This is a genomic window from Bradyrhizobium shewense (genome assembly GCF_900094605.1).
GTDB lineage: Bacteria > Pseudomonadota > Alphaproteobacteria > Rhizobiales > Xanthobacteraceae > Bradyrhizobium > Bradyrhizobium shewense.
Genome location: NZ_FMAI01000027.1, coordinates 14,893 through 28,312 on the forward strand (window position 1 = coordinate 14,893; position 13,420 = coordinate 28,312).

The window sequence follows — 13,420 nt, forward strand, 5'->3', positions numbered from 1 at the left end:
GGCAGGGCGCTGGCGAGCGAATGCAGTGCCAGTTCTTGGTCCCCGGATCAGCCGCGGAGGTTCAAGCGCCGCTCAGGTCACGTTCGATCGCCGGGGCCGTTGGCAATGGACGAACGCCAAATCATCCATCATTCTGTCCGCACCGGGCTGGTCATCGGTCGGGGCCTCGCCGACCCAAAATGTCAAAAGACAGGGGGCGGGGACATGTATCTGAGGGAGGACGGAATTCCATGGCGGGCATCCACGCGCTCGATCGGCTCATTGGCAACGACTATCCGGATCTTTTGACCGACGAGGAGGTCCGGGCGTTCGAGCGGGTCCCCTATGCGGACCGCATCGCTGCCGAGAGCACGTTTGACGCCATCAAATTGGGCGCGGCGCGCAATCCCGACGGTGCGGCGATCCAGTTTCTACAAAACGCTGATCCCGCCGACACGCCGCTGGTGGTCACCTATCGCGATTTCATTGCGCGCGTCACGCAGGCCGCCAACATGTTTCACGCGCTCGGCGCGGAGAAAGACGACGTCATCAGCTTCATGCTGCCGCTGGTGCCGGATGCCTTCGTGACGCTGTTCGGCGCGGAGGCCGCCGGCATCGCCAATCCGGTCAATCCGCTCTTGGAGCCGCACCAGATTGCGGAGATCCTGGAAGCTGCGAACACCAAAATCCTGGTGGCGCTCGGGCCGATGCCGGGCACCGACATCTGGCAGAAGGTCGAGCAGATCCGCCCGCAACTCAAGCACCTCAAGGCGATCGTGCAAGTGTTCGGCGGCGGCGATCCGGCGAATGGCATCTTTGCTTTCAGCGACCTGATCAAGCAGCAGCCGTCGGATCGGCTTGTCAGCGGGCGCAAGATTTCGGATGCCGACATCGCCGCCTATTTCCACACCGGCGGCACCACCGGCACGCCCAAGCTGGTGCGGCACACGCATACCAACCAAGTCTATCAGGCATGGGCGCTCAACCTGCTGCTGAGAGCGAAGCCCGGCGCCAATTTGCTGTTCGGCATGCCGCTGTTTCACGTCGGGGGATCGCTGACACAGGTGCTGACGATGCTGTCGAGCGGCGGCTCGTTGGTCGTGCTGTCGCCGAGCGGCTGGCGCAATCCGAGTGCAGTGAAGAACATCTGGCGCCTGGTCGAGCGCTTCAAGCCGGAAGCGCTGTCGAGCGTGCCGACGGTGCTCGCCGCAACGCTCGCGGTGCCATCAGGCGATGCCGACATCTCCAGCCTCAAATATGCCGCCGGTGGCGGCTCGGCGATCCCCGTCGCGGTCGGCTCGGCGATCCAGGACAAGCTGAAGCTGCCCGTGGTCGAGGTCTACGGCATGACCGAGACTTCGAGCGTGCACACGCTGGCCTATCCATCGCGGCCGATCCGGCTCGGCTCGGTCGGCCTTCCCATGCCTTATGCGCGCGTGCGCATCGTGCAACTCGATGCCAATGGCCGCCTGATCCGCGACTGCGCGCCTGATGAGATCGGCGTCGTCATCATGGCCGGGCCCGGCGTATTCGGCGGCTATCTCAACGACGAGCACAACAAGGGCGCCTTCGTCGACGAGGTTTGGGTCAATTCCGGCGATCTCGGCCGGCTCGACGCAGACGGCTATCTCTGGATCACCGGTCGCGCCAAGGACCTCGTGATCCGTGGCGGCCATAACATCGATCCCGCGCCGGTCGAGGAGATCATGTTCCGTCACCCCGCCGTCGGCTTCGCCGCCGTGGTCGGCCAACCCGACGCCTATGCCGGCGAACTTCCCGTGGGGTATGTGCAGTTGAAGCCGGGCGCCAAGGTCGAGCCGGGCGAGCTGGAAAATTGGGTGCGCGAGCGCACGCCAGAGCGCGCGGCTGTCCCGGTGCAGGTCATTCCGATCGACCCGATGCCGGTCACAGGCGTCGGCAAGGTGTTCAAGCCGCAGCTCCGCTGGGACGCGGCCCAACGCGTATTCACCAAAGTGCTGACGCCGCTGACCGAGACGGGCGTCGATTGCAAGGTGAAGGTCGGCGCCCACGGCAGCCACGGCTCGATCGCGACGGTAACGATCGCGGACGTGCCGGAGGCCAAGCGGGCGGCCGTCGCGGAAGAGGTGGACAAGCTGCTCGCGCCGTTCGTGATGCGGCACGAGGTGGTTTTCGCCTAATCGGCATTGTCGAGCGGGTAGGGCCGATGGGGCCGCGCACAGCGTGGCTCCAGCGCTCCTCGATTAGAGAACACGTCGCCGCTACCCGCGGATCGCCGCATTGGCCCTTTCGGCTGCGCCCGTCATCGCGTCCTTCGCCGATTTCGCACCGTTGACCACTTCATTGACGCCGATCATGAAGGCGTCGAGGATCGGTCTCGATTGCGGATGGAAAAGGATTGCCTTGGCCCGGTCGACATCCGCATTCTGCAAGTTGGTCAGGGCCGCTTCGGCGGCTTGCGAGCCGAACGCCTTCTTGAAGCCCTCGCTCGACCAGGCCGACACGCGTGTCGTCGCCAGCCCCGCTGCAGCAGTCTGCAGCGAGGTCGCCTTGCTCGTCGCCCAGAGCAGGAACAGGAAAGCCGCCCGCTTGTTTCGAGATTTGGAATTGATGCACGCCTGCCAGTGCGACATGAAGGGGACGGGTCTGCGACCGGCGAGATGCGGAAAGATTGCAAATCCAGCCTGCTTGGCGACACGGCTTTTCGCTGGATTGGAGATGTCGGTAGCGAAGTTGCTGCTGTCGATTGCCATGGCCGTCCGCCCCTGCAGGAAGTCGTCCAGCACGTTGTACCATTCATAGCTGCCGACGCCGGCAGGCCCGGCCTGACTGAGCAGATGTCCGTACATCTCGACGGCCGCGATCGCCTCCGGGCTCGCGAAAACGACCCTGTTGTGCTCGACCATGGCCCCACCGTAGGAGAACACGAAGCCCATGGGCCGGTGGGGAGGAATTGCCGCCGGCCTGGGCCCGCATGGCGATCCCCGACATCCCGCCGGCCTTGACCGCCTTGGCGGTGACAAGCAGCTCTTCGAAGGTCTGGGGAATCGGCTGGTCCTTGGCTGCCAGCGCATCCCTGTTGATGAACAGGGTCATCGCCTCCGAGGTAATCGGGACGGCGTAGCGTTCGCCGTCCGACCACAGCGGGAAGGCTCGGGCCGTATTGAGCAGGTCGCTCTCGTCATACCAGGCGGGGTCGGTCAGCAACCTGTTGGAATAATAGCCGTTCAGTGGCTCCAGCCATCCGTTCGAGATGCCCTGGCCATAGGTCGTGAACATGAAGACGTCAGGCGTGCTGCTACCGCGGGCGAGCCTGATCGGCAGCGCCCCGAGATATGTGGTCTCCAGCTGGAAATCGATGGTGACGTTGATGCCGGTGAGTATGGTGAACTCCGGCAACAGCGGCGTGATCGCATTCGACCACGGATGGATCGCGCCCGAAAGCGCGATCGTCTGTCCCGCAAATTGCTTCCAGTCGATCGCGGCGTTGGCGCGGATCGCGGCATCCTGGGCAAAACTCCACCGCGGTAGCACGCCAAGGGCCGGCAGCACCGCCCCCGCCGCGCCCAATCCCTTGATGAAACTGCGCCGGCTGGCGGGCATTTGACGGTTCAGTGAGTTTTCACCCTGCGCCATGCTAATGCTCCTTCACCAAGGCAGTCATTCACGACACGTGAGCGGGGCCACACCCTGCGACATCGTGGCCCTCGCCAGTCGACTTACGGGGGCCGAAGCCGATGTAACCTAGCCAGGGTTCCCGGCTCACCCTTGCGGGCCTATCTATGCTATCATTCTAGCAATGCTCTGGCCTCGGCACCAGAAGACGCGCCGTTCACGCGAGCATGACCCTAGGCAAATGTCAGCCTCTGCTCCGGCTCTGTCTTTGCGATGGTTTGCTCGTCCGCTAATCCTTGCGGTCGCAGTGCTTGTGACCCTGTTTGCCGCGACCGGCTTCCTCGGCCTGCAATATTGGCAGGAGCGGCAAGCAGCTCATCACTTCTTCGAGCATAGCCGCCAGGTACTCGAAACGCTCGATCGGCTGCGGGCGATCGTCGCGGAACTGGAGACCGAAAGGCGCGGGTATCTCATGACCCTCGACCCCGCCTATCTCAAGGCCTACGGCGTCTCTGACGAAAGTGTACGCCGGGAGGCTCAGGCGCTGCAGACGCTGGTCGCGGACGATCCGTTGCAGGGCCTTCGGGCCGGACATGTGGCATTGACCATTGCAGCAACGCTGCGCGAGATCGACGAGCTGCTGAAGACGGCCGGCACGTCCGGGCTGGCCGCGCTGGCAATGATCCGCAGCATGGACGAGATCCGCTCGCAAATCGACCAGATGGTAGATCACGAGCGCTTTCGGCTCGCCGACCGGGAGTCGCGCGCCGAAGCATTTGAGCGACGCTGGACCTGGCTGATCGCCGGCGCCGTTGTCCTCGTCGTCGCGTTGGCCGGCGCGGCGCTCGCGCTCGCGCGGCTCGAAGCGAAACGGCGGAGAAAAACGACCGAGGAGAACATCCAGCTCCAGAGTGATCTTGCCGCGCGAGATACCAAGATCCGGCGCCTGTTCGATGCCAACATCATCGGCATCATCATCTGGGAAGTCGAGGGGCGCATTTTCGAGGCCAATGATGCATTCCTGCGTATCGTGGGATACGACCGGGAGGATCTGGTCTCAGGCCGCCTGCATCGGACCGACCTCACGCCGCCGGAATGGCGCGGCCGCGACTTAGAAACCGTGGCGGAGTTGAAGCGGGTCGGGACGGCCCAGGCATTCGAGAAGGAGTATGTGCGGAAGGACGGAAGCCGCGTGCCCGTGCTGATCGGCGGGACCATGTTTGGAGAAGGCACGGACCAGGGGGTCGGCTTCGTCCTTGATCTGACGGCTCTCAAGCGGGCGGAAGCCGAATCTCGCGAACACGAGCGGCGCTACCGTGAAGCCCTAATGGAGCTCGCGCACGCCAATCGCGTTACGACGATGGGACAACTCACCGCGTCGATTGCCCATGAAGTCAACCAGCCGATCGCCGCAATAGTGGCGAACGCCGAGGCCGGGTTGAACTGGCTGGGGGCTCAACCACCCAATCTGGAGCGAGTTCGACAGACGTTCGACTGGATCACCGGCGACGGCATGCGAGCCGGCGACGTTATCGGCCGGATCCGGGCGCTTATCAGGAAGGCGCCCCCGCAAAAGGAGGACATGGAGATCAACCAGGCGGTGCTTGATGTCATCGCGTTGACCCGCAGTGAAGCGTTCAAGAACGGCGTCTCGGTGCAAACGCAACTTGCCGAAGGCTTGCCGCCCATTCAGGCAGATCGGGTTCAAATTCAGCAAGTGCTGCTCAACCTGATTGTCAACGCGGTCGAGGCGATGGCCGCTGTCGGCGAGGGGGGACGCGAGTTGCTGATCAGCACCGGTCGGGATGCATCGGACGGCGTGCTCGTCACCTTGCGGGATTCCGGTCCGGGGCTGGATCCGAAGAATGTAGAGACCCTGTTCGAAGCCTTCTACACCACCAAGCCCACAGGCATGGGGATGGGCCTCGCCATCTGCCGCTCGATCATCGAGGAGCATGGCGGGCGGATGTGGGCCGGCGCAAACGAGCCTCGTGGCGCCGTCTTTCAGTTCACCCTGCCTCTCGCGTCAGACGAGACCGCTCGCCTGCCGACGGCGAGCAAGCCAACGGGTCTACGCTCTGCAACCCCGATGACGGGCTCCGCGTAACACGCTGCTTGCGCCCTTCGTGATGCGACACCGGGTGGTGCATGCGCAGGTAGGTTGAACCGGATCGGTTCAACCTACGCTCGCGCTACTGGGCGACGCTTCGCCGCATTATCCATGTCGCCGTTAGAGACCTCTATGTGATGAAAATCACATAGGAAGAATTAGCAATCGGCGACGCTAGCGAATAGTCTCAGGGAATTGCATCCGGGGGGACGCAAGTGATTCCGTTTCGACTGTTTGTCTTGTTGATATTCGCGATTGGCCTTGCCTGCGGACCGGCGCATGCCGACCGGCGGGTCGCGCTCGTGATCGGCAATTCCGCTTACAAGAGCGCGCCCAAGCTCGGCAATCCCGTGAACGACGCCACGCTGGTCGGCGGCATGTTCAAGAAGGCGGGCTTTGATTCCGTCGACGTCAGGCTGGATCTCAGTGCCAGCGAGATGCGGCGCATGCTGCGCGAGTTTGCCGGCAGGTCGCGCGATGCGGACATGGCGGTGATCTATTACGCCGGCCACGGCATCGAGCTCGATGGAGCCAACTATCTCATTCCGACCGACGCGACACTGGAGACGGATGGCGACGTTCTCGACGAGACCATTCCGGTCGAACGCGCGCTGTTCGCGGTCGAGCCGGCCAAGCAGCTGCGCCTGATCATCCTGGATGCCTGCCGCGACAACCCGTTCGCCAAGTCGATGAAACGCACGCTGGCTTCACGCGCCGTCGGGCGCGGGCTCGCCAAGGTCGAGCCGACCAGCCCGAACACGATGATTGCGTTCGCGGCCAAGGCGGGATCGACGGCGTCCGATGGCGATGCGCGAAACAGTCCGTTCGCCGTTGCGCTGGTCGAGCATCTGCCGAAGCCGGGCCTTGATCTGCGCAAGGCCTTCGGGTTCGTGCGCGACGACGTGCTCAAGGCTACCGGCTACAAGCAGGAGCCCTATGTCTATGGCTCGCTCGGCGGCGACGACGTGCCCCTCGTCGTGCGGCCGGCGGCAACCGGTCCGCAGGCCAACCCGCAGGATGCTATTCGCAGGGATTACGAGCTCGCGCTTCAGCTTGCGACGCGCGACGGCTGGGAAGCGTTTCTGGCGGCATATCCGGATGGTTTCTACGCCAACCTCGCCAAGGGTCAGTTGAACAAGATCGCCGCCGAAGAGACGCGCGCGTCGGCTGAGCAAAAGGCCAAGGCGGCGGAGCAGGAAAAGACCAGGCTCATTGCCGAGCGCGCCCAGAAGGCAGAGCAGGAGAAGGCGGCAGCTGCCGCCAAGGCAGCCGAAGAGGCGCGCATCGCGGCCGAGAAGCAAAAGCAGATCGAGCAGGCGAAAGCGGAAGCGGCCGAGCATCAGCGCAAGGTGGCTGAGGCGGCGGCTGCGAAGGCGCTTGCCGAGAAGCAGGCAGTGGAGAAGGCCAAGGCCGAGCTTGCCGCGAAGCAGGCGGCGGAGAGGGCTGAGCAGGCCGCCAAGCCGACGGCCGATCGGCAGATACCCGAAGTCGAGAACCAGAAAGTCGCTGCGCTCTCGCCCGCGCCGGCATCCACGTTATCGGCGGCTGATCTGACAAAATCCGTGCAGAGCGAATTGCGCCGCGTCGGTTGCCTGACCTCGTCTGCGGAGAGCGAGTGGAGTTCGGCCGCGCAGCGCTCGCTGACGCTGTTCAACAAATATGCCGGCACCCAGCTCGACGTGAAGCTCGCGAGCGTGAATACGCTCGATGCGCTGAAGGCGAAGCCCGGACGGGTGTGCCCGCTGGTTTGCAATTTCGGCTTCAAGGCCGACGGCGATCAATGCGTCAAGATCACCTGCCGCGCCGGCTATCGCGTCGGCGACGACAATGAATGCGAGAAGATCCAGGAAAAGAAGCCGGTCGCGACGCGCGAGGATGCGAGGAGGCGCGATGCTGATCGGAGGGCGACCGAAGCTGCGCCGTCCAAGCCCGAGGCGAGCGGGCAGATCATTTGCAGTTCGACCGGCTGTCGTCCGGTGCAAAAAGGGTGTCGGCTCGTCAGCGGGGTCATCCCCGGCAGGGTCAGCTCGAACACCGCAACCGGAGGCTCCTACGAGGTGTGCAATTAGCTTCCCTGACTGACCGGTTCCATGCAATGCATCGAGGCCCGCGGGTGATGTGGTGAATATTGTTAGATCCTTTTGCGTATTGATTGTTGCAGCTCTCGTCACTTGCGCGCCCGCGCAGGCCGAGAAACGAGTCGCGCTCGTCATCGGCAACTCCGCCTATAAGAGCGTGCCGAAGCTGGCCAACCCGGCGAGCGACGCCGGCTTGATCGGCGGCATGTTGAGGAAGGCTGGCTTCGATACGGTCGACGTCAGGCAGGACTTGAACGCGTCTGAAATGCGCAAGGCGCTGCGCGAATTCGGCGGGCGCACCAGGGATGCCGATGTCGCGGTCATCTACTATGCGGGCCACGGCATGGAGGTGGACGGCACCAACTATCTGATCCCGACCGACGCCGCGCTCGAGGCCGACACCGACGTCTACGACGAGGCGTTGCCGATCGATCGCGTGCTGGTAAGCATCGAGCCCGCCAAGCAGCTTCGGCTCGTCATCCTCGATGCCTGCCGCGACAATCCGTTCGCCAAGACGATGAAGCGCACGGTGGCCTCGCGCGCGATCGGGCGCGGGCTTGCCAAGGTCGAGCCAACCAGCCCGAACACGATGATCGCGTTCGCGGCCAAGGCGGGGTCGACGGCATCGGATGGCGATTCCCGAAACAGTCCGTTCGCCACGGCGCTCGCAGACCACCTGCCGAAGCCCGGGCTCGACCTGCGCAAGGCGTTTGGCTTCGTGCGCGATGACGTGCTGCGGAGTACCGCGAACAAGCAAGAGCCTTTCGTGTATGGCTCGCTCGGCGGCGATGACGTGCCGCTGGTGCCAGCCAAGCCGGCCGCGACCGGTCCGCAGGCAAATCCGCAGTCTGAACTCAGGCGGGACTATGAACTCGCGCTGCAGCTCGCCACGCGGGACGGTTGGGAGGCGTTTCTGGCGCAATATCCCGACGGGTTTTACGCCAACCTCGCCAAGGGCCAGTTGAACAAGATCGCCGCCGAAGAGACCCGCGCATCGGCCGAGCAAAAGGCCAAGGCGGCCGAGCAGGAGAAGACGCGGCTGATGACCGAGCGCGCCCAGAAGGCCGAGCAGGACAAGGCGGCCGCAGCTGCCAAGGCGGCGGAAGAGGCGCGGATCGCCGCAGAGAAGCAAAAACAGATCGAGCAGGCGAGGGCCGAGGCGGCCGAGCAGCAGCGCAAGATCGCCGAGGCGGCCGCAGCGAAGGCATTGGCCGAGAAGCAGGCTGCGGAGAAAGCCAAGGCCGAGCTTGCCGCGAAGCAGGCGGCGGAGAGGGCTGAGCAGGCCGCAAAGCCGACGGCCGATCGGCAGCTGCCCGAAGTCGAGAACCAGAAAGTCGCTGCGCTCTCGCCCGCGCCGGCATCCACGTTATCGGCGGCTGATCTGACAAAATCCGTGCAGAGTGAGTTGCGCCGCGTCGGCTGCCTGTCCGCCGCCGCAGACGGCGACTGGAGTGCGACGTCGCAGCGCTCGCTGACGCTGTTCAACAAATATGCCGGCACCCAGCTCGACGTGAAGCTCGCCAGCGTGGATGCGCTCGATGCGCTGAAGGCGAAGCCGGGAAGGGTTTGCCCGCTCGTCTGCAATTTCGGCTTCAAGGCCGACGGCGACCAATGCGTCAAGATCACCTGCCGCGCCGGGTATCGCGTCGGCGAGGACAATGAATGCGAGAAGGTCCAGGAAAAGAAGCCGGTCGCGACGCGCGAGGAGTCGCGGAGGCGGGACACCGATCGGAAACAGAGCGAGTCCGCGCCATCGGCGCCGCAGGCCTCGGGACAGATGATCTGCAACAACGCCGGATGCAGGCCGATCGCCAAGGGATGCCGGCTTGGGACCGCCAATCATCCTTCCAATCCCGCGGCTAAGATACCGGCTGAAATATGCAACTGATGATGAAGCACATCTTTCGGGCTTGCTCCATCGCGCTGACGGCCCTCGCTTTTTTTGTTCTTGCGACCTGGCTCGTTTGCGGACCGGCCCTTGCCGAGAAGCGCGTCGCGCTCGTGATCGGCAATTCCGCCTACAAGAACACGCTGCGGCTCACCAATCCCGTGAACGATGCCGCGCTGGTTGGCGACATGTTCAAGAAGGCCGGCTTCGATGCGGTCGACGTCAAAACAGACCTCAATGCCTCCGAGATGCGGCGGATGCTGCGCGAATTTGCCGGGAGGGTCCGCGACGCCGACATGGCTGTGATCTACTATGCCGGCCACGGCATCGAGCTCGACGGCAACAACTATCTCATCCCGACCGACGCGATGCTGGAGACCGATGGCGACGTTCTCGACGAGACCGTTGCGCTCGATCGTGCGCTGTTCGCCGTCGAGCCGGCCAAGCGGCTGCGCCTCGTCATTCTCGACGCCTGCCGCGACAATCCCTTTTCCAAGACCATGAAGCGCATGGTGGCCTCGCGCGCCATCGGGCGCGGGCTTGCCAAGGTGGAGCCGACCAGCCCGAACACGATGATCGCGTTCGCGGCCAAGGCGGGATCGACGGCGTCCGACGGCGATTCCCGCAACAGTCCCTTCGCCACGGCGCTGGTCGAACACCTGCCTAAGCCCGGGCTTGATCTGCGCAAGGCGTTCGGCTTCGTGCGGGACGACGTCTTGAAGAACACCGGCAGCAGGCAAGAGCCCTATGTCTACGGCTCGCTCGGCGGCGACGACGTGCCGCTGGTGCCGGCGAAGCCGGTCGCTGTGGCGGGACCGCAAGCCAATCCGCAAGACAGCGTGCGCAGGGACTACGAGCTTGCGCTTCAGGCAGGCCTGCGTGAGGCATGGGAAGCTTTCCTGCAGACCTATCCGGATGGCTTCTATGCCAACCTCGCCCGCGTGCAGCTGAAGAAGATTGCCGCCGAGGAGGAGCGCACGGCGGCGACCGAGAAGGCACGGCTGACCGAGCAGGAGAAGGTGAAGCTCGCCGCCGAACGGGCCCACAAGGCGGAGCTGGAAAAGGCGGCCGCTGCCGCCAAAGCCGCCGAGGACGCGCGGATCGCCGCGGAGAAGCAAAAGCAGATCGAGCAGGCGAAGGCCGATGCGGCCGAACGCGAGCGCAAGATAGCCGAGGCGGCGGCTGCGAAGGCGCTCGCGGAGAAGCAGAAGGCGGCGGCCGAAGCCGCCGCGAAGCAGGCCGCAGACAAGCAGGCCACCGATGCCGAGAGCAAGAAGGTTGCAGCGCTTTCGCCGCCGCCGACGAGTTCCGCTCCGGCCGGAGATCTGCCGAGATCCGTGCAAGTCGAGCTGCGGCGCGTCGGCTGCATGAAGGCCGAGCCGTACAGCGAGTGGAGCGAGACGGCGCAACGCTCGCTGACGCTGTTCAACAAATACGCCGGCACCAAATTCGACGTGAAGCTTGCGAATGTGGACGTGCTCGACGCGCTGAGGGCCAAGCCCGGACGGATTTGTCCGCTGGTGTGCGACCGCGGCTTCAGGGCTGATGGCGACCAGTGCGTGAAGATCTCCTGCCGCGCCGGCTATCGCATCAATGACGACAACGAGTGTGAGAAGATTGAGCGAAAGCCCGTTTCGCGCCAAGATTCCAAATCCCGGGATCAGGAACGGAAGAGCGCCGAGACGGGAGCCAAGCCGCAAGCTACCGGACAGATTATCTGTACGGTAGGTACCGGCTGTCGTCCCGTCCGCAAAGGATGTCGTGTCGAAGCCCAAAGCGGAGGTGTGGGGCAAACCGAGATATGCAATTGAGGTCGCGTTTCCGCAGGAACGTGCAGCTCGCAAAGTGGCCGGCTGAGCTAATTCACTTCCTTGCCTCTAACTAGTTCAACAAGTGGTGGGTTACGCTACGCTAACCCACCCTACGAACCTCAATCGCTACCCCGCCGGCATCCGCGTCTCGACCAGGCGGGCCCAGAACGACGCGCCGTGGCCAAGGATGTTGTCGTTGAAGACATAGGCCGGGTGGTGGCACTCGTTGCCGTCGCCCATGCCGACCAGCACCATCGCGCCGGGGCGCGCTTCCAGCATGAAGGAGAAGTCCTCGGCGCCCATCATCGGGATGAACTTGTCGTTGACGCGATCGGTGCCGACGATGTCGCGGGCGACGTCGGCGGCAAGGCCGGCCTCGCGCGCATGGTTCATCGTCACCGGGTACATCCGGCTGTATTTGGTCTCGGCCGAGCCGCCATAGGCGCGGGCGACGCTCTCGGCGACTTCGCCGATGCGGCGCTCGACGAGATCGCGCACCTCGGGATCCAGCGTGCGCACGGTACCGCCGAGCTCGGCGACCTCGGGGATGATGTTGAAGGCGGTGCCGGAGTGGAATTGCGTGATCGAGATGACGGCTGACTTCAGCGGATCGACGTTGCGCGCCACGATCGATTGCAGCGCGTTGACGATCTGCGAGCCGATCAGCACGCTGTCAACGGATTTGTGCGGACCCGCGCCGGCGTGGCCGCCCTTGCCGTGGACCGTGATCTGGATGTTGTCGGAGGAGGCGAGCATCGCCCCGGGCGTGGTTGCGAAATGGCCTTCGGGCAGGCCCGGCATGTTGTGCATGCCGTAGACCTCCTGGATGTTCCAGCGCGTCATCAACCCGTCCTCGACCATGGCCTTGCCGCCGCCGCCGCCTTCCTCGGCGGGCTGGAAGATCATGATCGCCGTGCCGTCGAAATTGCGCGTCTCGGCGAGATATTTGGCGGCACCCAGCAGCATCGCGGTGTGGCCGTCATGGCCGCAGGCGTGCATCTTGCCGGGGACCTTCGACGCATAAGGCACGCCCGACGTCTCCATGATCGGCAGCGCATCCATGTCGGCGCGGAGCCCAATGGTCTTGCCGGAGGCGGATTTGCGGCCGCGGATCACCCCGACGACGCCGGTGCGCCCGATACCCGTCACCACCTCGTCGCAGCCGAATTCGCGCAAGCGATCGGCGACGATGCCGGCGGTGCGGTGGACCTCGTAGAGCAGTTCCGGGTTCTCGTGGAAGTCATGGCGCCAGGCGGCCATTTCGTCGGAGAGGGCGGCAACGCGGTTGACGATGGGCATGGGGATCCGTTTCTTCTGTGTTCGCAGGGGCGATGGGCTGGAAGCGTACTCCGCGGCATCGCGGTCCGCAAATGGTCGCCGGGCTTTCGTCGCCTCGCTCCGTGGCTATAAGGTGAGGCAGCGATACGCCGGGGACGAGGGCAGGCCATGAAGTTCGGACGCGACATTCTCGTGCTGGCGGCCTGCTTCTCGATCATGGCGAGCCCGGCCTTCGCCTGCGATGTCGGCCCGGCCACTGCCGTGATTGCGTCGATCAGTCAGAAGATCGAGGCGGGCCAGATCAAGCGGATCGATCTTCTGAAGATCTCCGATCGGCTGCTCGCCAGCATCCCGATCTCGCCGGAGCATTTTTCGAGCTACGCGAGCGAACGCAAGACGCAGGTCCTGACTGCGACCGACGCGACCGAACTGGCGGCAGCCGTCAAGGCGCTGGCGCCCGTACAATTGTCTTACCAACCCGATTTGCGCTGGCAGCTCGTCTTCCTCGATGACGCCGGCAATAGACTGCACACGATTTTCTTCAGCAAGCGCTACGTACAGGGGCGCGGCCGCGCGGGCTATGTCGACGGCAATATGTGCGGCTTCATCACCGCCACCATCGGCAGCCCCGCGCTGGTGAAATGGCTGCAGAAGCGACTATAGACCGCAATCGCACCTGCCG

At 64.3% G+C, this 13,420-nt stretch carries 9 protein-coding genes; 6 read left to right on the forward strand and 3 right to left on the reverse strand.

The genetic code is table 11. The annotated features are described in order from the left end of the window. Window positions 1-230: 230 nt before the first annotated feature. On the forward strand, window positions 231-2,138 hold the full coding sequence (locus GA0061098_RS34715; protein WP_091965908.1) for an acyl-CoA synthetase: 1,908 nt from the start codon (window positions 231-233) through the stop codon (window positions 2,136-2,138). 81 nt (window positions 2,139-2,219) lie between these two features. On the opposite strand, the gene GA0061098_RS47060 is transcribed toward GA0061098_RS34715, so the two are convergent. Together GA0061098_RS47060 and GA0061098_RS47065 are read right to left on the reverse strand one after the other, a co-directional pair. Beyond that, window positions 2,220-2,807 (reverse strand): extracellular solute-binding protein, encoded by a 588-nt coding sequence (locus tag GA0061098_RS47060; protein WP_283808020.1) that lies wholly within the window; start codon window positions 2,805-2,807, stop codon window positions 2,220-2,222. Next, window positions 2,755-3,594 (reverse strand): ABC transporter substrate-binding protein, encoded by an 840-nt coding sequence (locus tag GA0061098_RS47065; protein WP_283808021.1) that lies wholly within the window; start codon window positions 3,592-3,594, stop codon window positions 2,755-2,757. The genes GA0061098_RS47060 and GA0061098_RS47065 overlap by 53 nt, the downstream gene beginning before the upstream one ends. 220 nt (window positions 3,595-3,814) lie before the next feature. On the opposite strand from GA0061098_RS47065, the gene GA0061098_RS34725 reads away from it, so the two are divergent. The 4 genes from GA0061098_RS34725 to GA0061098_RS34740 all read left to right on the forward strand — a co-directional run bounded on the left by GA0061098_RS34725 (window position 3,815) and on the right by GA0061098_RS34740 (window position 11,460). After that, on the forward strand, window positions 3,815-5,680 hold the full coding sequence (locus tag GA0061098_RS34725; RefSeq protein WP_091965909.1) for a CHASE3 domain-containing protein: 1,866 nt from the start codon (window positions 3,815-3,817) through the stop codon (window positions 5,678-5,680). Between the two features lie 218 nt (window positions 5,681-5,898). Beyond that, a complete protein-coding gene (locus GA0061098_RS34730) occupies window positions 5,899-7,752 on the forward strand; it encodes a caspase family protein (RefSeq protein WP_129591010.1) in 1,854 nt (617 codons plus the stop codon). Window positions 7,753-7,834: 82 nt separating this feature from the next. Beyond that, window positions 7,835-9,649, forward strand: a complete 1,815-nt coding sequence (locus tag GA0061098_RS34735; RefSeq protein ID WP_091965972.1) for a caspase family protein — start codon at window positions 7,835-7,837, stop codon at window positions 9,647-9,649. Continuing rightward, window positions 9,649-11,460, forward strand: a complete 1,812-nt coding sequence (locus GA0061098_RS34740; protein ID WP_091965910.1) for a caspase family protein — start codon at window positions 9,649-9,651, stop codon at window positions 11,458-11,460. Before GA0061098_RS34735 ends, GA0061098_RS34740 begins: the two co-directional genes overlap by 1 nt. A gap of 126 nt (window positions 11,461-11,586) precedes the next feature. Here GA0061098_RS34740 and GA0061098_RS34745 read toward each other — a convergent pair whose 3' ends face one another. After that, a complete protein-coding gene (locus GA0061098_RS34745) occupies window positions 11,587-12,759 on the reverse strand; it encodes a M20 aminoacylase family protein (protein WP_091965911.1) in 1,173 nt (390 codons plus the stop codon). Between the two features lie 147 nt (window positions 12,760-12,906). Between GA0061098_RS34745 and GA0061098_RS34750 the strand changes: the two genes are divergently transcribed. Continuing rightward, complete coding sequence (locus GA0061098_RS34750) at window positions 12,907-13,401, forward strand: hypothetical protein (protein ID WP_091965912.1); 495 nt, start codon at window positions 12,907-12,909, stop codon at window positions 13,399-13,401. Window positions 13,402-13,420 lie beyond the last annotated feature (19 nt).